Genomic DNA, 22,263 nt, shown 5'->3' on the forward strand with positions numbered 1-22,263 from the left:
TCATGGCCGAGCCCTGGCAGCCGTTGCTCGATTGGTGGTTTGGTACAGCCCAGACGCCGGACGAAATAGCGGCTGACAAGGGCAAGCTGTGGTTCGGCAAAGGCCATGATCGCCAGGCGCAAGAGCGCTTCGGCGATCAGGTCGAGCAGGCACTGGCCGGCGGATTGACCGATTGGGCGCAACGCTCGGAAGGTTGGCTGGCCCTGGTGCTGCTACTGGATCAACTCCCGCGGATGATCTATCGCAACACGCCCAAGAGCTTTTCCGGTGACCTGCGTGCCCAAGCGCTGGTCGCCCAAGGCCTGGCGGCAGGGTTTGACCGGCAACTCAAGCCGATCCAGCGGGTATTCATCTACCTCGTGCTCGAACACTGCGAAAACCTCGCGGTACAGAACGAAGCCGTGTCGCGGTTCATCGAGCTGGTCCGAGAACAGCCGCAGGCGCAGCGGGCGGTGTTTGAAGACAACCTGGATTATGCCGAACGGCATCAGAAGATCATTGCTCGGTTTGGACGCTTTCCCCATCGCAATGCGGTGTTGGGGCGCGAGTCGACGGCTGAGGAGATGGAGTTTTTGAAGAGGCCTGGGTCAAGGTTCTGATGTTTACTGCCAGCTGACGCCGCTATCGCGAGCAAGCTCGCGATATGGCCAGTCCGGTAGTTAGATCCTGAAACTACCCACCAACTGCTTCAACCGCGCCGCCTGCTGTTCCAGGTCGGCACAGGCCCGCAACGTGGCTTGCAGGTTTTCCACGCCTTCCTGGTTCAGGGTGTTGATTTCGGTGATGTCGACGTTGATCGATTCCACCACGGCGGTCTGTTCTTCGGTGGCGGTCGCCACGGACTGGTTCATGCCGTCGATTTCTCCGATGCGCTGGGTCACGCTGCCCAGGCGTTCGCCGGCCTGGTTGGCGATGCCGACGCTGCTCTCGCTCTGGCGCTGGCTGTCGGTCATGGTCAGCACCGCTTCCCGCGCGCCGACTTGAAGCTCTTCGATCATCTTCTTCACTTGCTGCGCTGAATCCTGGGTGCGGTGGGCCAGGTTGCGTACTTCGTCGGCGACCACCGCGAAGCCACGCCCGGCTTCACCAGCGCGGGCGGCTTCGATGGCGGCGTTCAGTGCGAGCAGGTTGGTCTGTTGGGAAATGCTGGTGATCACTTCGAGAATCTGGCCGATGTTCACCGTGTTGCTGTTCAGGGTTTCGATGTTGCCGCACGAATCGCTGATCTTGGCCGACAGTTGCTGCATCGCCGTGATGGTTTTATCCACCACTTGCTGGCCATCTTCAGCGAGGTTGCGGGCTTCGCTGGAATGCTGCGAGGCGAGGGCGGCGTTCTGGGCGATTTCCTGGGCGGCGGCGCCGAGCTCGTTGATCGCCGCGGCCACGCTGCTGGTGCGCGACGCCTGCTGGTCGGAGTTGTACATCGACGAATTGGACGCGCTGACTACGCGCAGCGCCACTTCGTTGACCTGACCGGTCGCCGAAGCGACTTCGCGGATCGATGTATGGATACGTTCTACAAATCGGTTGAACGAAGTGCCCAGGGCGCCAAATTCGTCCTGGCCATGAATGACCAGGCGCCGTGTCAGGTCACCTTCGCCCTCGGCGATGTCGTGCATGGCGCGGCCCATGGTCAGCAGCGGTTGCATCAGCACGCGGATTAGCATGCCTAGCAGGGCGATGATGAACACCACGGCGATGGCCATGGCAATCAGCGCCGAGGTACGGAATTCGCTGAGCATCGCCAGCGCCGTGCTCTTGTCGAGCACCAGCGCTACGTACCAATCCGCCCCGGGTACGCCATTCACGTGGGTGAAGGAGATGAATTGGGTCTTGCCGTCGAGCTCGACTTCCTTCAAGCCCGGGCTGACGTGTGGCGCGCCGTTGGGGTAGGCCTCGGCGAGGGTCTTGAGCACGCGCTTGCTGTCGGGATGGACCAGGATCTTGCCGTCGGCACTGACGATGAAAGCATGGCCGTGGCCGCCGAAATTCAGCGAGTTGATGATGGCGCTGACGCTCGACAGGTCGATGTCCGCTCCCGCCACGCCGATCATCTGGTTCTGGCGTTGTACCGGCGTGGCAACAGTGATTACCAGCTTGCCCGACGAAGCCGCGATGTAGGGTTCGGTGACGATGGTTTGCTGGGCGCTGTTGGCGGCCTTGTACCAGCCGCGAGCGCGAGGGTCGTAATCGGCGGCACGATTGCCGGCGGGTATCGAGAACATGACGCCGTCGGTACCGCCGAAATAGCTGAGCTGGAAGTTGCCGGTGTAGGCAGGCAGGCCCACGGCGCGCTTCAAGCTCTCGGCGCTGTTTCCATCGATGGCGATTTGCTGGGCCAGCGATTGCAGCAGTTGAATACGGCCCTCGACCCACGTCTGGATATTACGACTGGTCAGGTTGCCGAGTTCCTGCATGGACGTCTCGGTGCTGGCGTTGAGGCTTTGTCGTTGGCGGTAATCGTTGAACAGGATGAAACAGGCGAATGCGACGGCCACAACGAGGGCGGCAGCCAGCAGGATTTTATGGCTGAATTTCATGTTTCTGGTCATTAAGAGCGCTACCGCGGAGGGACGGGTCAGAAAGGGGCGCCAATTTGCCATAACACTGGACTTTGCGCTGTTACTTTTTATCGGCGCAAAGGTCCGGCCCATCAGGCGTCAGCGGCCCATTCCCGACGAAAGGCACGACGGCGTCACAAACTGGACGATAAGCCGATGAAACAACACTGTTCGGCCAATAAATACTGGGTTCGTCGGGGAACCAGATAGGGGTTTTCTCTTCTAAGGTTCAGGTTGGCACCCTGCCCACCTCCCTTCCGTTCCAGGAGTTACACCATGTCGCTGCGATCTATCGCCCTGCTGTTTATGTGCGTCGTGTTGACCGCATGCAGCAAGGTCAACCAGGAAAACTATTCGAAGTTGTCGGCCGGCATGCCCAAGGCCGAGGTCGAAACGTTGCTTGGGAAACCGACTGATTGTTCGGGCGCGCTCGGCATGTCCAGCTGCACTTGGGGCGACCAGAAAAGCTTTATCAGCGTGCAGTACGCGGGTGACAAAGTGTTGATGTTTTCCGGCCAAGGCCTGAAGTAATCCGAAGTAAACCGGGGCCAAGTGCCCACGGGAGAAAAAAATAATGATGCGGTTAGTTTTTGTGCTTTTGGCTGGCCTGGTATTGGCCGGCTGTGCCACTTCTGGCGTAGACCCGTTGGCGCCCAAGACCGTCAACAGTGTCAATCTCAAGCGTTACCAAGGGACCTGGTACGAGTTGGCCCGCCTGCCGATGTATTTCCAGCGCAACTGCGCACAATCCGAAGCTCACTACACCCTCAAGCCTGACGGCAACGTGGATGTATTCAACCGCTGCCTGACGTCGGACTGGCAGTGGGAGGAAGCCAGGGGCACGGCATCCCCGCAAGTGCCAGGCAAGACCGACAAGCTTTGGGTCGAGTTCGACAACTGGTTCTCGCGGATCGTGCCGGGCGTGGCGAAGGGGGAGTACTGGGTGTTGTACGTCAGCGACGATTACAAGACGGCAATTGTCGGCGATCCGAGCCGTCGCTACATGTGGCTGCTGTCCCGCTCGCCAACAGTCAATGTGGACGTGCTTGAAGAATTGCTGAGCAAGGCGCGCCAGCAGGGCTATGACACGACACGGTTGATCTGGCGTGCATCGGATCGGCAGATGGCCAAGACGTCGGACTGACCGAGGCCCGAGACCGAATGTGGGAGCCAGTCAGGTCCCACATTGTTAAGGGTTGTCAGCCCAGAAGTTCGCGCAGTACTTGGGTAAACGCCCGGGCGCTCTCTGCTTCCCCGGCGTGGTGTCCATCGCGGACTACCCATTTTCCCCCGACCATCACGTCCCGCACCTGGCGATCCCCGCCGGCAAACAGCCAGCGATTGAGGATGCCGTCGCCGTTGGCCGTGGCCAGGTAAGGGTCGTTGCCCTCGAGCACGAGCCAGTCAGCGCGCTTGCCAACCTCCAAGGCGCCGATGGGTTGCCCCAGCGCCTGGGCTCCTCCTTCCAGGGCGGCATCAAACAGCGTGCGTCCGACCATCGGCTGATCCGAGCGATACAGGCGGTTGCGTCGCTGATCCCGCAGCCGCTGGCCGTACTCCAGCCAACGCAACTCTTCCACCACACTCAACGAGACATGGCTGTCGGAGCCGATACCCAGGCGTCCGCCCTGGGCGAGGAAATCCACGGCCGGGAAAACTCCGTCTCCCAGGTTGGCTTCGGTGGTCAGGCACAGGCCGGCAATCGCCCGGCTCTTGGCCATGAGGCTGACTTCCTGGGGGTTGGCGTGGGTGGCGTGGACCAGGCACCAGCGCTGGTCGACCTCGGTGTTTTCGTACAGCCATTGCAGCGGGCGGGCGCCGCTCCAACTCAGGCAATCGTCGACTTCCTTTTGCTGCTCGGCAATGTGGATGTGCACTGGACAATGGGGATCGCTGGCGGCCAGCACCTCTTGGATCTGCCCGGGCGTCACGGCGCGCAAGGAATGGAAGCACAAACCCAGGGCCTGATTCGCTTGCCCGGCCAGGACCGGCTGCAAACGCGACTGCAACTTCAAGTAGTTTTCGGTGCTGTTGATGAATCGGCGCTGCCCTTCATTGGGCGCCTGACCGCCGAAGCCGGAATGGCTGTAGAGCACCGGCAGCAGCGTCAAGCCGATGCCGGCGGCAATCGCGGCCTGGCTGATGCGCAAGGCAAGTTCGGCCGGGTCGGCGTAGGGCGTGCCGTCGGTGTCGTGATGAACGTAATGGAATTCGGCGACCGAGGTGTAGCCGGCCTTGAGCATCTCGATGTACAGCTGCCTGGCGATGATGCCGAGCTGATCGGGACTGATTTTACCGACGAGTCGGTACATCAGGTCGCGCCAGGTCCAGAAACTGTCGTTGGGGTTGCCGGCCACTTCCGCCAGCCCGGCCATCGCCCGTTGGAAAGCATGGGAGTGCAGGTTTGGCATGCCTGGCAACAAAGGACCCGCCAGCCGTTCGGCGCCGTCTGCGTGGGAACCGGCCTGGATATGGATCAAGACGCCGTGGGCGTTGACCTCAAGACGTACATCATTGGCCCATCCATCAGGCAACAGCGCGCGCTCAGCGAAGAAGGCGGACATGGGTTGAACCTCGGTGCGTGTAATTTGTATATACATATACAGACGTTTGCCTGGCCGGTAAACTCCGGCAAGCTAGCAACCTTATTCGCAGAACAGGGAACCGCCGTGCCGACTCCGCCTGCCAAACCGCCGCTGGCCGCACACATGGGTGACAGTCCGGCGCCCTTGTACGCCCGCGTCAAACAGATGATCACCCAGCAGATCGACAGTGGAAACTGGCCGCCGCATTACCGCGTGCCGTCGGAAAGCGAGCTGGTCAGCCAACTGGGTTTCAGCCGCATGACCATCAACCGTGCCCTGCGGGAAATGACCGCCGACGGTCTGTTGGTGCGCATGCAGGGGGTCGGCACGTTCGTCGCCGAGCCCAAGAGCCAATCGGCATTGTTCGAAGTGCATAACATCGCCGACGAAATTGCCTCCCGTGGTCATCGCCACAGCTGCAAGGTCATCACCCTGGAAGAAGAGGCGGCCGGTTCCGAGCGGGCGCTGGCCCTGGACATGCGTGAAGGCCAGAAGGTGTTCCATTCGCTGATTGTGCATTTCGAAAACGACATCCCCGTGCAGATCGAGGACCGTTTCGTCAACGCACTGGTGGCGCCGGAATACCTCCAGCAGGATTTCACCGTGCAAACCCCCTACGCCTACCTGAACCAGGTTGCACCGCTGACCGAAGGCGAGCATGTGGTCGAGGCGATCCTGGCCGAACCGAGCGAATGCAAGCTGTTGCAGATCGAAAGGGGCGAGCCGTGCCTGTTGATCCGTCGTCGCACCTGGTCCGGGCGCCAACCGGTGACCGCCGCGCGGCTGATCCATCCGGGCTCCCGTCACAGCTTGGAAGGGCGCTTTCATAAATGAGCCAAGTGAAGGTTTTACGTGCCGCGCAGTACCCGCGCATGCCTTGGAAGAATGGCGGTGGCAGCACTGAAGAGATCACCCGCGATGCCGGCGCGGGCCTGGAGGGTTTCGGCTGGCGGCTGTCGATTGCCGACATAGGTGAGTCTGGCGGCTTTTCCACGTTCGCCGGTTATGAGCGAATCATCAGTGTCCTGCAGGGCGACGGCATGACGCTGAACGTCGATGGCCATTCCACGCGGCCTTTGCATCCGCTGGATCCTTTCGCGTTCAGCGGCGAGAGCCATGTGCACTGCACATTGCTGGGCGGACCGATTCGCGACTTCAACCTGATCTACGCGCCACAGCGTTACCGCGCGCGGTTGCAGTGGATGGGTGGGCAGCAGCGGTTTTTCAGCGAGGCGGGGACGGTGTTGGTGTTCAGTGCGGCTCCGACGCTGAGGGTCAAGATGGATGAGGCTGTCGAGGCACTGGGGCTTTATGACTGCCTGCAACTGAGCGGTAACACCGGGCTGCTGGACATCACCACCTGCGGCCAATGCTGCGTGATCGAGCTGACGGCCCGCTAAGGCGCCCTGCGACAGCGCTTTTGTGGCGAGGGAGCTTGCTCCCGCTGGGGCGCGCAGCGGCCCTGTTTTTTGGGTCTGCTTCGCAGCCCAGCGGGAGCAAGCTCCCTCGCCACAAAAGCTCACCTCATTGTTCCCTCCATGCGCACCAACTTGTTACCGAACGCCCCAGCGTGGCGCAATACCACGCTTCCGTGCCGCTCCGATTGCCCCCTCGAATACCCTCTTCAAAAATTTCATGCAGCTCAGTAGGCCTTAAATCACAAGGCTTTCAGCCAATTCCCCAACCGTTCCCGAACATTGCCTCCAGCAAGTTGGCCGTTCGATTGCATATGCTTGTACATACAAGTAAAGACGTATGCGTATGAGTCGCCGATATTCAACGCAACGTTCGTAGAAATCGCTGCCCACTGCCCGGGCTGGTCTGGATTGATCGCTGAGGAGTTTTTGCTGTGACCGACGCTACCCGCAAACCTGAAAAATACCGTGACGTTGAAATCCGCGCGCCTCGCGGCAATACGCTGACCGCCAAGAGCTGGCTGACTGAAGCGCCGCTGCGCATGTTGATGAACAACCTCGACCCTGAAGTGGCCGAGAACCCCAAGGAGCTGGTGGTCTACGGTGGCATCGGTCGCGCTGCGCGCAACTGGGAGTGCTACGACAAGATCGTCGAAAGCCTGACCAACCTGAACGATGACGAAACCCTGCTGGTGCAATCCGGCAAGCCGGTGGGCGTGTTCAAGACCCACAGCAACGCCCCACGCGTACTGATCGCCAACTCCAACCTGGTGCCGCACTGGGCCAGTTGGGAGCACTTCAACGAACTCGACGCCAAGGGCCTGGCCATGTACGGCCAGATGACGGCCGGCAGCTGGATCTACATCGGCAGCCAGGGCATCGTGCAAGGCACTTATGAAACCTTCGTCGAGGCCGGTCGCCAGCACTACGACTCCAACCTCAAGGGCCGTTGGGTCCTGACCGCCGGCCTCGGCGGCATGGGTGGCGCGCAACCCCTGGCCGCGACCCTGGCCGGTGCTTGCTCGCTGAACATCGAATGCCAGCAGGTGAGCATCGACTTCCGCTTGAACAGCCGTTATGTCGACGAGCAGGCTACTGACCTCGAGGACGCCCTGGCGCGCATCGACAAATACACCAAAGAAGGCAAGGCGATTTCCATTGCGCTGCTGGGCAACGCGGCTGAAATCCTACCGGAACTGGTCAAGCGTGGTGTGCGTCCGGACATGGTCACCGACCAGACCAGCGCCCACGATCCCCTCAATGGTTACCTGCCGGCCGGCTGGACCTGGGACGAATACCGCGCCCGCGCCAAGACCGAGCCCGCCGCCGTGGTGAAAGCCGCCAAGCAATCGATGGCCGTCCACGTCAAAGCCATGCTGGCCTTCCAGAAAATGGGCGTGCCGACCTTTGACTACGGCAACAACATCCGCCAGATGGCCCAGGAAGAGGGCGTCGAAAATGCCTTCGATTTCCCCGGCTTTGTTCCGGCCTATATCCGTCCACTGTTCTGCCGTGGCATCGGCCCATTCCGTTGGGCGGCGCTGTCCGGTGATCCGCAGGACATCTACAAGACCGACGCCAAGGTCAAGGAACTGATCCCCGACGACGCCCACCTGCACAACTGGCTCGACATGGCCCGCGAGCGCATCAGTTTCCAGGGTTTGCCGGCACGTATCTGCTGGGTAGGCCTGGGCCAGCGCGCCAAGTTGGGCCTGGCGTTCAACGAAATGGTGCGCAGCGGCGAATTGTCAGCGCCGATCGTCATTGGTCGCGACCACCTCGACTCCGGCTCCGTCGCCAGCCCTAACCGTGAAACCGAATCCATGCAGGACGGTTCCGACGCCGTATCCGACTGGCCGTTGCTCAACGCCTTGCTCAATACCGCCAGCGGCGCGACCTGGGTTTCGCTGCACCACGGTGGCGGCGTCGGCATGGGCTTCTCTCAGCATTCGGGCATGGTCATCGTTTGCGACGGCACCGACGAAGCGGCCGAGCGAATTGCCCGGGTGCTGCACAACGATCCGGGCACAGGTGTCATGCGTCACGCCGATGCCGGTTACCAGATCGCCATTGATTGCGCGAAGGAGCAGGGGCTGAACCTGCCAATGATCACGGGCAAGTAACCCCGCGCCGAAAGCACTGCCCTAACCAGAACAATCCACAGAGGTTGAACCATGGCTGTCACCAACACGCGCACAAGCAGCAAGTTGATCGAGAAACGTTCGATCGACTACATCCCGGAAGCGGAGAGGCACGGCCGGCTGTTAAGCCAATTCACCCTCTGGATGGGTGCCAACCTGCAAATTACAGCCATCGTCACCGGTGCATTGGCGGTGGTGCTGGGCGGCGATGTGTTCTGGTCGTTGATCGGTTTGCTGATCGGCCAAGTGCTCGGCGGTGGCGTCATGGCCTTGCATGCGGCCCAAGGGCCCAAGCTGGGCCTGCCGCAGATGATCTCCAGTCGCGTGCAGTTTGGTGTGTATGGCGCGGCCATTCCGATCGTGCTGGTGTGCCTGATGTACCTGGGTTTCACCGCCACCGGAACCGTGCTTTCCGGCCAGGCGCTGGGCCAGTTGTTTGGCGTCAGTGACAGTGTCGGCATCCTCATTTTCGCCAGTGTCATCGTGCTGGTGACGGTGCTCGGTTATCGGGTGATCCATTTCATTGGCCGTGTCGCCAGCGTTATTGGTGTGATCGCCTTCGTTTATTTGTTCGCTCGCCTGATCGGCCAGACGGACGTGGGCGCACTCCTGCAGATCCGCCACTTCAGCTGGAGCAGCTTCCTGCTGGCGGTGTCGCTCGCGGCTTCCTGGCAGATCGCCTTCGGCCCCTACGTGGCGGACTATTCGCGTTACTTGCCGAGCAAGACCTCTTCGGTGAAAACCTTTTTCGCCGCCGGCGCCGGTTCAGTCATCGGCGCACAAGTGGCGATGATCCTCGGCGTGTTTGCCGCCGCCTCGGCCAACGGGCAGTTCGCCGGTCACGAAGTGGCCTATATCGTTGGCCTGGGAGGAACCGGTGCGACGGCTGCGCTGCTGTACTTCAGCATCGCGTTCGGCAAGGTCACCATCTCCACGCTGAACTCCTACGGCAGCTTCATGTGCATCGCGACCATCATCAGCGGGTTCCGCGGGCACGTGAACGTCACGCGCGTGCAGCGCCTGGTCTTCGTGCTGGTCATCGTCGGCGCTGCGACCTTGATCGCGCTGCTGGGCCAGCACTCGTTCCTCGGTGCCTTCAAGTCTTTCATTCTGTTCTTGCTGGCGTTCTTCACGCCTTGGAGCGCGATCAACCTGGTGGACTACTACTGCATCACGCGCGAACGCTATGACGTGCCGGCACTGAACGACCCGAACGGCCGCTATGGTCGCTGGAATGCCCTCGGCATCAGCGTCTATGTCTTCGGGGTACTGGTTCAACTGCCATTCATTGCCACCAAGTTCTATACCGGTCCGCTGGTGAAGGCCATGGGCGGTGTGGACATCTCCTGGATCATCGGCCTGGTGGTCCCGGCGGCGCTGTACTACGTCCTCGCCAAGAAGTGGCACAGCGCAGTACCCGATCAATTGATCCTGCCGCTCGAGCAGGACGCGGTTGACGCACAACCGAGCAGGGCGGGCCGCATCCAAGCGGTCTGATGGGACGTTGACAGGGCTGGATGCCTCTTGACTGCCGTAAGCCAATCCAACTGATTAGGAGCGTCACATAATGAAGTCGAACAAGACCCTGCTGACCACATTGCTGACCATCGGCCTGCTGGCCAGCGCCGGCGCCACGCAAGCGGCCGGTTGGTGCGAGTCGGGTAAACCGGTGAAGTTTGCCGGCCTGAACTGGGAAAGCGGCATGCTGCTGACCGACGTGATGCAAGTGGTGCTGGAAAAAGGCTACGACTGCAAGACCGACAGCCTGCCCGGCAACTCCATCACCATGGAAAACGCCCTGAGCAGCAACGACATCCAGGTGTTTGCCGAAGAGTGGGTCGGCCGCAGTGAAGTCTGGAACAAGGCCGAGAAGGCCGGCAAGGTGGTCGGCGTCGGTGCCCCGGTGGTGGGCGCCATCGAAGGCTGGTACGTGCCGCGCTACGTGATCGAAGGCGATGCCAAGCGCAAGCTTGAAGCCAAGGCGCCGGGCCTGAAGAACATCGCTGACCTGGGCCAATACGCCGCCGTGTTCAAGGATCAGGAAGAGCCATCCAAGGGCCGTTTCTACAACTGCCCGGCCGGCTGGACCTGTGAGCTGGACAACAGCGAAATGCTGAAAAGCTACGGCCTGGAAAAAACCTACACCAACTTCCGTCCAGGCACCGGCCCGGCGCTGGATGCCGCGGTGCTGTCGAGCTACAAGCGTGGCGAGCCGATCCTGTTCTACTACTGGTCGCCGACGCCGCTGATGGGCCAGGTGGACTTGGTCAAGCTGGAAGAAAAGCCGGGTGTGGATAAAAGCGTGAGCATCAAGGTCGGCCTGTCCAAGACCTTCCACGACGAAGCCCCGGAACTGGTGGCGGTGCTGGAAAAGGTCAACCTGCCAATCGATATCCTGAACCAGAACCTCGGGCGCATGGCCAAAGAGCGGATCGAGTCGCCGAAACTGGCGAAGATCTTCCTGAAGGAACATCCTGAAGTCTGGCACGCCTGGGTGAGCGAAGACGCTGCCAAGAAAATCGACGCGGCTCTGTAGGTCGAATATTTCCCGGCCAACCGTAGGGCTGGCCGGGACGTTCACCGCATCCACCTGATCGAGAGTCTCTTATGTTTCCCGAAAGCTTTACCTTCTCCATCGCCGACTGGGTCAACGGTTGGGTCGATTCCCTGGTGACCAACTATGGCGATGTGTTCCGGCACATCTCCGAGACCCTGCTATGGGCCATCGTCAACCTCGAAGGGTTGCTGCGCATGGCGCCGTGGTGGTTGATGCTGGCGATTGTCGGTGGCATTGCCTGGCACGCCACCCGCAAGATCGTCGCCACGACAGTGATCGTCGGACTGCTGTTCCTGGTGGGTGCGGTGGGCCTGTGGGACAAGCTGATGCAGACCCTCGCGCTGATGCTGGTGGCGACCCTGATCTCGGTGTTGATCGGCATTCCCCTGGGCATCCTCTCGGCGCGCAGCAATCGCCTGCGTTCGGTGCTGATGCCGTTGCTGGACATTATGCAGACCATGCCGAGCTTCGTGTACCTGATTCCGGTGTTGATGCTGTTCGGCCTGGGCAAGGTCCCGGCGATTTTCGCCACGGTGATCTATGCCGCGCCGCCGTTGATTCGCCTGACCGACCTGGGCATCCGCCAAGTGGACGGCGAGGTGATGGAAGCCATCAACGCCTTCGGCGCCAACCGCTGGCAGCAGCTATTCGGCGTGCAATTGCCCCTGGCCCTGCCGAGCATCATGGCCGGGATCAACCAGACCACCATGATGGCCCTGTCGATGGTGGTCATCGCCTCGATGATCGGCGCCCGTGGCCTGGGTGAAGACGTGCTGGTGGGTATCCAGACCCTCAACGTCGGGCGTGGCCTGGAAGCGGGGCTGGCCATTGTGATTCTCGCCGTGGTCATCGACCGCATTACCCAGGCCTATGGTCGTCCTCGGCATGAGGTGAGCAAATGAGCAACGCAGCCGTCAGCAAGATCGAAGTCAAGAACGTCTTCAAGATTTTCGGCAACCGCTCCAAGGAAGCCCTGGAGCTGATCCGCCAGAACAAGACCAAGGACCAGGTGCTGGCCGAAACCGGTTGCGTGGTCGGCGTGAACGACCTGTCGCTGAGCATCGGCACCGGGGAAATCTTCGTGATCATGGGCCTGTCCGGTTCCGGCAAGTCCACGTTGGTGCGCCACTTCAACCGGCTGATCGACCCTACCAGCGGCGCAATCCTGGTGGACGGCGAAGACATCCTGCAGCTGGACATGGACGCCCTGCGCGAGTTTCGCCGGCACAAGATCAGCATGGTGTTCCAGAGCTTCGGCCTGCTGCCCCACAAGAGCGTGCTGGACAACGTCGCCTACGGCTTGAAAGTACGCGGCGAGAGCAAGCAGGTGTGCGCCGAACGGGCGCTGCACTGGATCAACACCGTGGGCCTGAAAGGCTACGAGAACAAATACCCGCACCAGCTCTCCGGCGGCATGCGCCAGCGCGTCGGCCTCGCCCGTGCGTTGGCGGCGGACACCGACATCATCCTGATGGACGAAGCCTTCAGCGCCCTCGACCCACTGATTCGCGCAGAAATGCAGGATCAGTTGTTGGAGCTGCAAAAGACCCTGCACAAAACCATCGTCTTCATCACCCACGACCTCGACGAGGCCGTGCGCATCGGCAACCGCATCGCGATTCTCAAGGACGGCAAGCTGATCCAGGTCGGCACGCCGCGGGAGATCCTGCACTCGCCGGCGGATGAGTATGTCGATCGGTTTGTACAGCGCAGGGCGGCGGTGGTGTGAGACTGATGTGGCAGCTGAACAGCTATTTTTGGCTGACAGGCTGTTGTGGCGCGGGAGAATTTGAATGAGGTTTGAGATGTCCCAGGCTGAAAAAATCATCATCACCGGCGCCCCGTTGCGCTGGCAGGACGTGGTCGCCGTCGCGCGCTTCGGCGCTGTGCTTGAGCTGTCGACCCAGACCTGGGCGCGGATCGACAATGCCCAGGCCATCGTCCAGCGCATCGTCGAAAGCGGCGAGCGCGCCTATGGCGTCAACACCGGCCTGGGCGCCTTGTGCAATGTCTCGCTCAAGGACGAACAACTTAGCCAGTTATCACGCAACACCTTGCTCAGCCATGCCTGTGGCGTCGGCCCGGCGCTCTCCGACGAGCAGACTCGGGCGATTCTCTGCGCGGCCATCCTCAATTACAGCCAAGGCAAGTCCGGCATCCATCGGCGGGTGGTCGAAGCGCTGCTGGCGCTGCTCAATCGCGGTATCACGCCGCTAGTGCCGTCCCAGGGTTCGGTGGGTTACCTGACCCACATGGCCCACATCGGCATCGCGCTGCTGGGCGTCGGCCAGGTCAGCTATCGCGGGCAAGTAGTCCCGGCGCAACAGGCCCTGGCCGCAGAGGGTTTGCAACCGGTGCAACTGGGGGCCAAGGACGGTTTGTGCCTGGTCAACGGCACGCCGTGCATGACCGGCCTCAGTTGCCTGGCCCTGGCCGATGCGACGCGGCTGTTGCAATGGGCCGATGTGATCGGTGCCATGAGTTTCGAGGCCCAGCGCGGCCAGATCGCCGCGTTCGACGCCGAAGTCATCGCCCTCAAGCCGCACCCGGGCATGCAGCAGGTTGGGGTCAATTTGCGGGCGCTGCTCGACGGCAGCGAAGTCATCGCGTCGAGCTTGGGCATCCGCACCCAGGACGCCTTGAGCATCCGCTCGATCCCCCAGGTGCACGGCGCGGCTCGCGACCAGTTGGCCCATGCCCGGCAACAGATCGAAACCGAACTCAACGCCGCTACCGATAACCCGCTGCTGCTGGGCACGCCGGAAAATTTCCGAGTCATGTCCCAGGCCAATCCCCATGGCCAGTCGGTGGCGTTGGCGGCGGATCTGCTGGCGATTGCCATGGCGGAAATCGGCTCGATCGCCGAGCGCCGCCTCGATCGCCTGATCAATCCCCATGTCAGCGGCTTGCCAGCCTTCCTGGTCGCCAACCCCGGCGTGAATTCGGGGATGATGATCGTGCAATACGTCGCTGCGTCGCTGTGCGCGGAAAATCGCCAGTTGGCGCAGCCGGCGGTGCTGGACAATTTCGTCACCTCCGGCTTGCAGGAAGACCATTTGAGCATGGGCACCAACGCGGCCCTGAAGCTGCACCGGGCGCTGGAAAACTGCACACAGATCCTCGCCATCGAATATTTGTTGGCGGCCCAGTCCTTTGAATTTCTCAAGGAGCAGCGCTTTGGCGCCGGCACCGACATCGCCTGGAAACTGCTGCGCGAGCGCGTCCCGGCCTACGACCAGGACCGCTGGCTGGCGCCGGACATCGCTGCCGCCGCCGGGCTGCTCAAAGACCCGAACGTGCTGCACAGTGTTTTACCGAATTTGAATTGATCGAAAAATAGCGCCAGCGTGCCAAGACACCTATAGCCCACAAGGCATCGCCCAAAAAGCGAGGGTGACGGATAACGGAACATTCCGGAGCGACTGGCGGATGAAAAAACAAAACTCTCAAAAGGAGCACTACATGACTGCCTTGAACCTTATTCCCGGCCAATTGAGCCTGGCTCAATTGCGTGACATCTATCAGCACCCGGTCACCCTGAGCCTGGATGCCAGCGCGTCGGCGCAAATTGAAGCCAGTGTTGCGTGCGTGGAACAAATCCTCGCCGAGAATCGCACCGCCTACGGCATCAACACCGGTTTCGGCCTGCTGGCCTCGACCCGCATCGCCAGCGAGGACCTGGAAAACCTGCAGCGCTCCCTGGTGCTGTCCCATGCCGCCGGTGTCGGCAAACCAATCAGCGATGCGCTGGTGCGGTTGGTCATGGTGCTTAAGGTCAACAGCCTGAGCCGGGGTTTTTCCGGCATCCGCCGGCAGGTAATCGATGCGCTGATTGCGCTGATCAACGCTGAGGTCTACCCGCACATTCCGCTCAAGGGGTCGGTCGGTGCATCCGGTGACCTGGCGCCGCTGGCCCACATGTCCCTGGTGCTGCTGGGCGAGGGCAAGGCCCGCTACAAGGGCGAATGGCTGCCCGCTGTCGACGCGCTGAAAGTCGCCGGTCTCGCGCCGTTGACCCTGGCAGCCAAGGAAGGCCTGGCGCTGCTCAACGGCACCCAGGTTTCTACCGCGTTTGCCCTGCGTGGCCTGTTCGAAGGTGAAGACCTGTTCGCCGGTGCCCTGGCCCTGGGCAGCCTCACCGTTGAAGCGGTGCTCGGCTCGCGCTCGCCATTCGACGCACGCATCCATGCCGCCCGTGGCCAGAAAGGCCAGATCGATGCCGCCGCTGCCTATCGCGATCTGCTGGGCGAGCGCAGCGAAGTTTCCGATTCGCACCAGAACTGCGACAAGGTCCAAGACCCGTACTCCCTGCGTTGCCAGCCGCAAGTGATGGGCGCCTGCCTGACCCAGTTCCGCCAGGCCGCCGAGGTGCTGGTGATCGAGGCCAATGCCGTGTCGGACAACCCGCTGGTGTTCGCCGCCGAGGGCGACGTGATTTCCGGCGGCAACTTTCACGCCGAACCGGTGGCGATGGCCGCCGATAACATGGCCCTGGCGATTGCCGAGATCGGCTCCCTGAGCGAGCGGCGCATTTCGCTGATGATGGACAAGCACATGTCGCAACTCCCGCCGTTTTTGGTGGCCAATGGCGGGGTGAACTCCGGCTTCATGATTGCCCAGGTGACCGCGGCGGCCCTGGCCAGTGAAAACAAGGCGCTGTCCCATCCTCATTCGGTGGACAGCCTGCCGACCTCGGCCAACCAGGAAGACCATGTTTCCATGGCCCCTGCCGCCGGCAAGCGCCTGTGGGAAATGGCCGAGAACACCCGGGGGATTCTCGCGGTGGAATGGCTGGCGGCCTGCCAGGGGCTGGATTTGCGCGGCGGCTTGAAGACCTCTGCCAAGCTGGAGCAGGCCCGGGCCCTGTTGCGTGCCGAGGTGCCGTTTTACGAGAAGGACCGCTTCTTTGCGCCAGACATCAATGCGGCCACTGAGTTGCTGGCGAGTCGGTGCCTGAATGCATTGGTCACGGCGCCGTTGTTGCCGAGTTTCCAAGGCTGATCCGATCGTTCCCACGCTCTGCGTGGGAATGCCTCATGGGACGCTCTGCGTCCCGCTCTGACGGAGGATGTCAATGAAAACCCTCTGGCAAAACTGCCACGCCGCCACCATGGCCCAGGGCGTCTACTCGAGCATCGAAGACGCCGCCATCGTCACCCAGGGCGAGCACATTCACTGGATCGGCCCGCGCGCCGAATTGCCGACGGGTGACTACCCGACGGTCAACGACCTCAACGGCGCCTGGGTCACGCCGGGGCTGATCGATTGCCACACCCACACGGTGTTCGGCGGCAACCGCAGCGGCGAATTCGAACAGCGCCTACAAGGCGTCAGCTACGCCGAGATCGCCGCTGCTGGTGGCGGTATCGCCAGCACGGTGCGCGCCACTCGGGCGGCCAGTGAAGACGAACTGTTCGCCAGCGCCGCCAAACGCCTGAAAAGCCTGATGCGCGACGGCGTGACCACGGTGGAAATCAAGTCCGGTTACGGCTTGGACCTCGCCAGTGAACGCAAAATGCTGCGGGTCATCCGTCGCCTCGGCACCGAGTTGCCCGTCAGCGTGCGCAGCACCTGCCTGGCGGCCCACGCCTTGCCGCCGGAATACAAGGATCGCGCCGACGACTACATCGAGCACATCTGCAGCGAGATGCTCCCGGCCCTGGCGGCCGAGGGGCTGGTGGATGCGGTGGATGCCTTTTGCGAATACCTGGCGTTCTCCCCGGAACAAGTCGAACGAGTATTTTTGACCGCGCAACGGCTTGGCCTGCCGGTGAAGCTGCACGCCGAACAATTGTCGTCGCTGAATGGCTCCAGCCTGGCGGCGCGTTACCAGGCGCTGTCGGCCGATCATCTGGAATTCATGACCGAGGACGATGCCAAGGCCATGGCCGCGTCCGGCACGGTGGCGGTGTTGTTGCCGGGGGCGTTTTATTTCCTGCGCGAAACCCAGCTGCCGCCCATGGACGCCTTGCGCAAACATGGCGTGAAAATCGCTGTGGCCAGCGACCTCAACCCCGGCACCTCGCCGGCGCTGTCGTTGCGCCTGATGCTGAACATGGCTTGCACGTGTCTGCGCCTCACGCCAGAAGAAGCCTTGGCGGGGGCGACGATTCACGCGGCCCAGGCCCTGGGCATGGCTGACACCCACGGTTCGCTGGAAGCCGGCAAGGTGGCGGATTTCGTCGCCTGGCACATCGACCGCCCGGCCGACCTGGCGTACTGGCTCGGTGGCGATCTGGAAAAACGCGTCGTGCGTCACGGCGTCGAAATCGATTGAGGAGAGTGGTTGTGGAAAAGGTCCTGAATTTCAAGCAAGGGCGCGTGCCGCTGTTGGTCAGCATGCCCCACGCGGGCCTGCGCCTGACGCCGGCGGTGGAGGCTGGGTTGATCCCCGAAGCCCAGAGCCTGCCGGACACTGACTGGCACATTCCCAAGCTCTACGAATTCGCCGCTGAGCTGGGCGCCAGCACCCTGGCCGCAGGGTACTCGCGGTTCGTCGTCGACCTGAATCGCCCCGCCGATGACAAGCCGATGTACGTCGGCGCCACCACCGGTTTGTACCCGGCGACATTGTTCGATGGCGTGCCGTTGTTCCGCGAAGGCCTGGAGCCCTCGGCCGAGGAGCGAGCGACGTATCTGCAACAGGTCTGGATGCCATACCACCAGGCGTTGCAGCAGGAACTGGCGCGGCTCAAGGCTGAGTTCGGCTATGCCTTGCTGTTCGATGCCCATTCGATTCGCTCGGTGATCCCGCACCTGTTCGACGGCAAGCTGCCGGACTTCAACCTGGGCACGTTCAACGGCGCCAGCTGCGACCCGACCCTGGCCAGCCAGCTCGAAGCCATCTGCGCCCGCCACGACCGGTTCACCCACGTACTCAACGGGCGTTTCAAGGGCGGCCACATCACCCGGCACTACGGCAACCCGGCCGAGGACATCCACGCCGTGCAACTGGAACTGTGCCAGAGCACCTACATGGAAGAGTTCGAACCGTTCAACTACCGCCCCGACCTGGCGGCGCCGACTCAAGTGGTGCTCAGGGAGTTACTGGAAGGCTTCCTGGCGTGGGGACAACGGGCCTACAAACGCTAATTCGAGGTGAGGCGGCTGTTGTGGCGAGGGAGCTTGCTCCCGCTGGGTGGCGAAGCCGCCCTCGCTTTTATGCGGTCGCTACGCAACCGAGCGGGAGCAAGCTCCCTCGCCACAAAAGCATTTCAAGCCCCTCAACCTGTCGCCACCGTGCAAAACCGAGTCGCCACAGTTCATCTGCGCCCCCTCGACGCTGCGTAATGTTCCAGGCACGGTGCGCAAAGACACCGACCTATAACAATCCGCTGCCGCCGAGACCCTTGCGATGAAAAGACTGTTCAAACGCTGTCTGTCGATCCTCTGCGGTACCGTTCTATTAAGCTCCGCGGCGATGGCCGCCGAACCTGCGTCCTGCCAATCCGTGCGGATGGGCGTGGTCAACTGGACCGACGTGATCGCCACCAGTGGCATGGCCGATGTTTTGCTGACCGGTCTGGGCTACGAAAGCAAGCAGACCAGCGCTGTGCAGCAAATCATCTTCGCCGGCATTCGCGACAAGCGCCTCGATATCTTCCTTGGGTATTGGAAACCGGCGATGGACAAGAACATCGCCCCGTTCCTGGCCGCCAATCAGGTGAAAGTATTGGATAAACCGAGCCTGGCCGATGCCCAGGCCACACTGGCGGTACCGGACTATGTAGCGACGGCGGGGCTCAAGACTTTCGCCGATATCGCGCGGTTCAAGGATCAGCTCGGCGGGAAAATCTTCGGCATCGAGCCGGGCAGCGGCGCAAACACCACCATCAAGACCATGATCGAGACCAACCACTTCGGCCTCAAGGATTTCAAGCTGATCGAATCCGGAGAGGCGGGGATGCTGGCGGCGGTGCAGCGGGCAGTGAATCGCAAGGAATTCGTGGTCTTCGTCGGCTGGACCCCGCACCCGATGAACATCAACATGAACATCACCTACCTGACCGGCAGCGAGGACGTCTATGGCCCCAATGAAGGTGCCGCGACTGTCTCCATCGTGACCGCGCCAGACTACGCCCAGCGCTGTCCAAACGTGCAACGGCTGTTGGAAAATCTCACCTTCACCGCAGCCCAGGAAAGCCAGTTGATGGTTCCGATCATGGAGCGCAAGACGCCTCAGGATGTCGCCCGGCAATGGCTGCGCGAGCATCCCGAGGATTTGCAGCGCTGGCTCGCTGGCGTGACCAGTTTCGATGGCAAGGATGGCATGGCGACGGTGCAGGCCAGTCTCAAGAACTGACACGGTATCAAGGACAGCGATAATCCCGTGGCGAGGGAGCTTGCTCCCGCTGGGTGGCGAAGCCGACCTCGCTTTTTTTGCGGCCGCTACGCAACCGAGCGGGAGCAAGCTCCCTCGCCACAAAAGCGGCTGAGCCACATACTCTTTCGACGCATGGCAATCCAAGATGGCCTACCCACTCTCCCAGGCAATGTCCGCCTTCATCGACAAAACCCTGGGCTTCACCAGCCCGGACGATAGCCTCGCCGGTTCGCGCCAGGCCTACAGCCAGATGTGCCGGGCGTTTACCCCGCCGCGTCCGCCAACGCTTGCGGTCGAGGATTTGCAGTTGGCCGGCGTGGCCATCCGGGCCTATCACCCGCGCATGGCGCCGCCGCTCGCGGGCTGGCCGTGCATGCTCTATCTGCATGGTGGTGGCTGGGTAGTGGGGGACCTGGATTCCCACGACTTCATCTGCATGGAATTAGCAGCTGAGCTTGGCGCGTTGGTATTGGCGGTCGATTACCGGCTGGCCCCGGAGCATCCGTTCCCGGCCGGTTTCGAAGACTGTTTCGCGGTGTGGTGTCATCTGGCGGATGCACCATTTGCCATCGATCCACGTCGCAGGGTGGTGGTCGGTGACAGCGCCGGCGGCAATCTCGCCGCTGCGTTGTGCCTGGCCTTGCGCGATGCAGGCCGGCCTCTGCCCAAGGCTCAGGTACTGGTTTACCCGGCGCTCGGCGGTCCTGCTCATTTGCCGTCGCGCAATGAATGTTTCGATGCGCCGCTCTTGAGCAGCGACGATCTGCAACGCTATGACGCGTTATACCTGCAGAGTGCGCAACCCTCGGCCTATGCCGCGCCGTTGCTCGCCGATGACCTGGGCGGCCTGCCACCGGCGCTGATCGCCGTCGCGCAATGGGATCCGCTGCGCGACGACGGCGTCCTCTATAGCGAGCGGCTGAACGCCGCAGGAGTCACCTCTGAACTCTATGTCGGGGAAGGCCTCGTCCATGGTTGTCTGCGCGGCCGGAACCAGGTGCCAGAGGTCGATCAGCTGTATCGCACGCTGCTGGCGTATCTGGCTGACACGCTTTGACTGCGCAGGGAGCATGCTCATTCTGGTAATTCGGGTTTATGATGCCGGACGGCAGACTAAATAGAAGTCCCCACAGGGATGACTCGACCCCTTACGGAGCGCGCAATGCAGACTTTGTACCCGCAGATCAAACCCCATGCCCGGCACGATCTGGCTGTCGATGACACCCACACGCTCTATGTCGATGAAAGCGGTTCGCCGGAAGGCCTGCCGGTGGTGTTCATCCACGGCGGCCCTGGGGCGGGTTGCGATGCACAGAGCCGCCGCTACTTCGATCCGAACCTGTACCGCATTGTCACTTTCGACCAGCGCGGCTGTGGTCGTTCGACCCCTCACGCCAGCTTGGAAAACAACACCACCTGGGATCTGGTAGAAGACCTCGAGCGCATCCGCAAGCACCTGGGCATCGAAAAGTGGGTGCTGTTCGGCGGCTCCTGGGGCTCGACGTTGGCGCTGGCCTACGCCCAGACCCATCCGGAGCGGGTGCATGGCTTGATTCTGCGGGGGATCTTCCTCTGCCGGCCGCAGGAAATCGAGTGGTTCTACCAGGCCGGCGCCAGTCGCCTGTTCCCTGACTATTGGCAGGACTACATCGCACCGATTCCGCTGGACGAACGCGACGACCTGCTCAGCGCCTTCCACAAGCGCCTGACCGGTAACGACCAGATCGCCCAAATGCACGCGGCCAAGGCCTGGTCTACTTGGGAGGGCCGCACCGCGACCCTGCGCCCGAACCCGCTGGTGGTCGATCGCTTCTCCGAGCCGCAGCGGGCGCTGTCGATTGCCCGGATTGAATGCCACTATTTCACCAACAACGCTTTCCTTGAACCCAACCAGTTGATTCGCGACATGGGCAAGATCGCCCATTTGCCGGGCGTCATCGTCCATGGCCGCTACGACGTTATCTGCCCGTTGGACAATGCCTGGGAGTTGCATCAGAACTGGCCCAACAGCGAACTGCAGGTGATCCGCGACGCCGGTCACGCCGCTTCGGAGCCAGGGATTACCGATGCGCTGGTGCGCGCCGCCGCGCAAATGGCCCGGCGCCTGCTCGACTTGCCACCCGAAGAAGCATGAAGGGGCTGCTGCAGCGGGTTCGCGGTGCCCGGGTCGAAGTCGCTGGCGAGATCGTCGGGGCCGTGGACCACGGCTTGCTGGTACTGGTCGCCGTCGAGCCGGGAGATACCCGCGCCAGCGCCGACAAACTCCTGCACAAGCTGCTTAACTACCGGGTGTTCAGCGACGCCGAGGGCAAGATGAACCTGTCCCTGGCGGATGTCGGGGGTGGATTGCTGCTGGTGTCGCAATTCACCTTGGCGGCGGACACCAAAAGCGGCCTTCGTCCGAGTTTTTCGACCGCCGCGCCGCCTGCGCTCGGTGAAGAACTCTTCGACTATCTACTGAGCCAGGCGAAACAGGTGCATGGCACCGTGGCATCAGGTAGATTCGGCGCCGACATGCAAGTGCATCTGGTCAATGATGGCCCGGTAACCTTTCTGTTACAGGTCTGAAAGCGTTTGAAACATCTTTTCGGTCCGGTTTCGAGTCAAAACACGGAGTTTTCTCGATAAATACTTTGCTAGCCCTGATGCGTTGTCACGCGGCCTACTAGATAATCGCGCGC

General features: G+C 61.9%; 20 protein-coding genes. 18 read left to right on the forward strand and 2 right to left on the reverse strand.

Annotation, left to right across the window (positions count from 1 at the left end):
* Window positions 1-2 precede the first annotated feature (2 nt).
* Window positions 3-599, forward strand: coding sequence for a DUF924 family protein (locus HU742_RS25590; RefSeq protein WP_186644532.1), 597 nt, complete (start codon window positions 3-5; stop codon window positions 597-599).
* Window positions 600-659: 60 nt separating this feature from the next.
* Here HU742_RS25590 and HU742_RS25595 read toward each other — a convergent pair whose 3' ends face one another.
* Window positions 660-2,552: a methyl-accepting chemotaxis protein gene (locus HU742_RS25595; RefSeq protein WP_202883643.1), complete on the reverse strand. Its 1,893-nt coding sequence runs from the start codon at window positions 2,550-2,552 to the stop codon at window positions 660-662.
* A 285-nt stretch (window positions 2,553-2,837) separates the two neighbouring features.
* Between HU742_RS25595 and HU742_RS25600 the strand changes: the two genes are divergently transcribed.
* Complete coding sequence (locus HU742_RS25600; RefSeq protein WP_003186715.1) at window positions 2,838-3,092, forward strand: hypothetical protein; 255 nt, start codon at window positions 2,838-2,840, stop codon at window positions 3,090-3,092.
* Between the two features lie 43 nt (window positions 3,093-3,135).
* Entirely contained in the window at window positions 3,136-3,705 is a 570-nt protein-coding gene (locus HU742_RS25605; RefSeq protein WP_186644533.1) for a lipocalin family protein, read from the forward strand.
* 55 nt (window positions 3,706-3,760) lie between these two features.
* Here HU742_RS25605 and HU742_RS25610 read toward each other — a convergent pair whose 3' ends face one another.
* The gene (locus HU742_RS25610; RefSeq protein ID WP_186644534.1) at window positions 3,761-5,125 is read right to left on the reverse strand and encodes a formimidoylglutamate deiminase; all 1,365 of its coding nucleotides are present in this window, start codon (window positions 5,123-5,125) and stop codon (window positions 3,761-3,763) included.
* 144 nt (window positions 5,126-5,269) lie between these two features.
* Between HU742_RS25610 and hutC the strand changes: the two genes are divergently transcribed.
* The 15 genes from hutC to dtd all read left to right on the forward strand — a co-directional run bounded on the left by hutC (window position 5,270) and on the right by dtd (window position 22,150).
* On the forward strand, window positions 5,270-5,980 hold the full coding sequence (hutC, locus tag HU742_RS25615; RefSeq protein WP_186644551.1) for a histidine utilization transcriptional repressor HutC: 711 nt from the start codon (window positions 5,270-5,272) through the stop codon (window positions 5,978-5,980).
* The gene (locus tag HU742_RS25620) at window positions 5,977-6,546 is read left to right on the forward strand and encodes a HutD/Ves family protein (RefSeq protein ID WP_186644535.1); all 570 of its coding nucleotides are present in this window, start codon (window positions 5,977-5,979) and stop codon (window positions 6,544-6,546) included. Before hutC ends, HU742_RS25620 begins: the two co-directional genes overlap by 4 nt.
* Before the next feature lie 449 nt (window positions 6,547-6,995).
* Window positions 6,996-8,684, forward strand: coding sequence for a urocanate hydratase (hutU, locus tag HU742_RS25625; RefSeq protein WP_186638789.1), 1,689 nt, complete (start codon window positions 6,996-6,998; stop codon window positions 8,682-8,684).
* A 51-nt stretch (window positions 8,685-8,735) separates the two neighbouring features.
* Window positions 8,736-10,199: a purine-cytosine permease family protein gene (locus HU742_RS25630; RefSeq protein ID WP_186644536.1), complete on the forward strand. Its 1,464-nt coding sequence runs from the start codon at window positions 8,736-8,738 to the stop codon at window positions 10,197-10,199.
* Window positions 10,200-10,269: 70 nt separating this feature from the next.
* Window positions 10,270-11,238 carry an ABC transporter substrate-binding protein gene (locus HU742_RS25635; RefSeq protein WP_186644537.1) on the forward strand — a complete coding sequence of 323 codons (969 nt, stop codon included), beginning with the start codon at window positions 10,270-10,272 and terminating at the stop codon, window positions 11,236-11,238.
* 71 nt (window positions 11,239-11,309) lie between these two features.
* Window positions 11,310-12,161: an ABC transporter permease gene (locus HU742_RS25640; protein ID WP_186638783.1), complete on the forward strand. Its 852-nt coding sequence runs from the start codon at window positions 11,310-11,312 to the stop codon at window positions 12,159-12,161.
* Window positions 12,158-12,988, forward strand: coding sequence for a quaternary amine ABC transporter ATP-binding protein (locus HU742_RS25645; RefSeq protein WP_072345081.1), 831 nt, complete (start codon window positions 12,158-12,160; stop codon window positions 12,986-12,988). Before HU742_RS25640 ends, HU742_RS25645 begins: the two co-directional genes overlap by 4 nt.
* Window positions 12,989-13,064: 76 nt before the next feature.
* The gene (gene hutH / locus HU742_RS25650; protein WP_186644538.1) at window positions 13,065-14,588 is read left to right on the forward strand and encodes a histidine ammonia-lyase; all 1,524 of its coding nucleotides are present in this window, start codon (window positions 13,065-13,067) and stop codon (window positions 14,586-14,588) included.
* Window positions 14,589-14,721: 133 nt separating this feature from the next.
* Window positions 14,722-16,260: a histidine ammonia-lyase gene (gene hutH / locus HU742_RS25655; RefSeq protein WP_186644540.1), complete on the forward strand. Its 1,539-nt coding sequence runs from the start codon at window positions 14,722-14,724 to the stop codon at window positions 16,258-16,260.
* Window positions 16,261-16,333: 73 nt separating this feature from the next.
* Complete coding sequence (gene hutI, locus HU742_RS25660; RefSeq protein ID WP_186644541.1) at window positions 16,334-17,536, forward strand: imidazolonepropionase; 1,203 nt, start codon at window positions 16,334-16,336, stop codon at window positions 17,534-17,536.
* A gap of 11 nt (window positions 17,537-17,547) precedes the next feature.
* Window positions 17,548-18,351, forward strand: coding sequence for an N-formylglutamate deformylase (gene hutG / locus HU742_RS25665; protein WP_186644542.1), 804 nt, complete (start codon window positions 17,548-17,550; stop codon window positions 18,349-18,351).
* Window positions 18,352-18,613: 262 nt separating this feature from the next.
* Window positions 18,614-19,561, forward strand: a complete 948-nt coding sequence (locus tag HU742_RS25670; protein WP_186644543.1) for a choline ABC transporter substrate-binding protein — start codon at window positions 18,614-18,616, stop codon at window positions 19,559-19,561.
* Between the two features lie 166 nt (window positions 19,562-19,727).
* Window positions 19,728-20,639 carry an alpha/beta hydrolase gene (locus tag HU742_RS25675; protein ID WP_186644544.1) on the forward strand — a complete coding sequence of 304 codons (912 nt, stop codon included), beginning with the start codon at window positions 19,728-19,730 and terminating at the stop codon, window positions 20,637-20,639.
* A 105-nt stretch (window positions 20,640-20,744) separates the two neighbouring features.
* Complete coding sequence (gene pip / locus HU742_RS25680; RefSeq protein WP_003196909.1) at window positions 20,745-21,716, forward strand: prolyl aminopeptidase; 972 nt, start codon at window positions 20,745-20,747, stop codon at window positions 21,714-21,716.
* A complete protein-coding gene (gene dtd / locus HU742_RS25685) occupies window positions 21,713-22,150 on the forward strand; it encodes a D-aminoacyl-tRNA deacylase (protein ID WP_186638768.1) in 438 nt (145 codons plus the stop codon). Before pip ends, dtd begins: the two co-directional genes overlap by 4 nt.
* The last annotated feature ends 113 nt before the right edge of the window (window positions 22,151-22,263 follow it).

The sequence above is a fragment of the Pseudomonas marvdashtae genome, from assembly GCF_014268655.2.
Classification (GTDB): Bacteria; Pseudomonadota; Gammaproteobacteria; order Pseudomonadales; family Pseudomonadaceae; genus Aquipseudomonas; species Aquipseudomonas marvdashtae.

Excerpts from the sequence above, each read along its gene's own strand:
- HU742_RS25590 (WP_186644532.1), top strand. The coding sequence starts at position 3 with ATGGCCGAGCCCTGGCAGCCGTTGCTCGATTGGTGGTTTGGTACAGCC.
- HU742_RS25595 (WP_202883643.1), bottom strand. The coding sequence starts at position 2,552 with ATGACCAGAAACATGAAATTCAGCCATAAAATCCTGCTGGCTGCCGCC.
- HU742_RS25600 (WP_003186715.1), top strand. The coding sequence starts at position 2,838 with ATGTCGCTGCGATCTATCGCCCTGCTGTTTATGTGCGTCGTGTTGACC.
- HU742_RS25605 (WP_186644533.1), top strand. The coding sequence starts at position 3,136 with ATGATGCGGTTAGTTTTTGTGCTTTTGGCTGGCCTGGTATTGGCCGGC.
- HU742_RS25610 (WP_186644534.1), bottom strand. The coding sequence starts at position 5,125 with ATGTCCGCCTTCTTCGCTGAGCGCGCGCTGTTGCCTGATGGATGGGCC.
- hutC (WP_186644551.1), top strand. The coding sequence starts at position 5,270 with ATGGGTGACAGTCCGGCGCCCTTGTACGCCCGCGTCAAACAGATGATC.
- HU742_RS25620 (WP_186644535.1), top strand. The coding sequence starts at position 5,977 with ATGAGCCAAGTGAAGGTTTTACGTGCCGCGCAGTACCCGCGCATGCCT.
- HU742_RS25630 (WP_186644536.1), top strand. The coding sequence starts at position 8,736 with ATGGCTGTCACCAACACGCGCACAAGCAGCAAGTTGATCGAGAAACGT.
- HU742_RS25635 (WP_186644537.1), top strand. The coding sequence starts at position 10,270 with ATGAAGTCGAACAAGACCCTGCTGACCACATTGCTGACCATCGGCCTG.
- HU742_RS25640 (WP_186638783.1), top strand. The coding sequence starts at position 11,310 with ATGTTTCCCGAAAGCTTTACCTTCTCCATCGCCGACTGGGTCAACGGT.
- HU742_RS25645 (WP_072345081.1), top strand. The coding sequence starts at position 12,158 with ATGAGCAACGCAGCCGTCAGCAAGATCGAAGTCAAGAACGTCTTCAAG.
- hutH (WP_186644538.1), top strand. The coding sequence starts at position 13,065 with ATGTCCCAGGCTGAAAAAATCATCATCACCGGCGCCCCGTTGCGCTGG.
- hutH (WP_186644540.1), top strand. The coding sequence starts at position 14,722 with ATGACTGCCTTGAACCTTATTCCCGGCCAATTGAGCCTGGCTCAATTG.
- hutI (WP_186644541.1), top strand. The coding sequence starts at position 16,334 with ATGAAAACCCTCTGGCAAAACTGCCACGCCGCCACCATGGCCCAGGGC.
- HU742_RS25670 (WP_186644543.1), top strand. The coding sequence starts at position 18,614 with ATGAAAAGACTGTTCAAACGCTGTCTGTCGATCCTCTGCGGTACCGTT.
- HU742_RS25675 (WP_186644544.1), top strand. The coding sequence starts at position 19,728 with ATGGCCTACCCACTCTCCCAGGCAATGTCCGCCTTCATCGACAAAACC.
- pip (WP_003196909.1), top strand. The coding sequence starts at position 20,745 with ATGCAGACTTTGTACCCGCAGATCAAACCCCATGCCCGGCACGATCTG.
- dtd (WP_186638768.1), top strand. The coding sequence starts at position 21,713 with ATGAAGGGGCTGCTGCAGCGGGTTCGCGGTGCCCGGGTCGAAGTCGCT.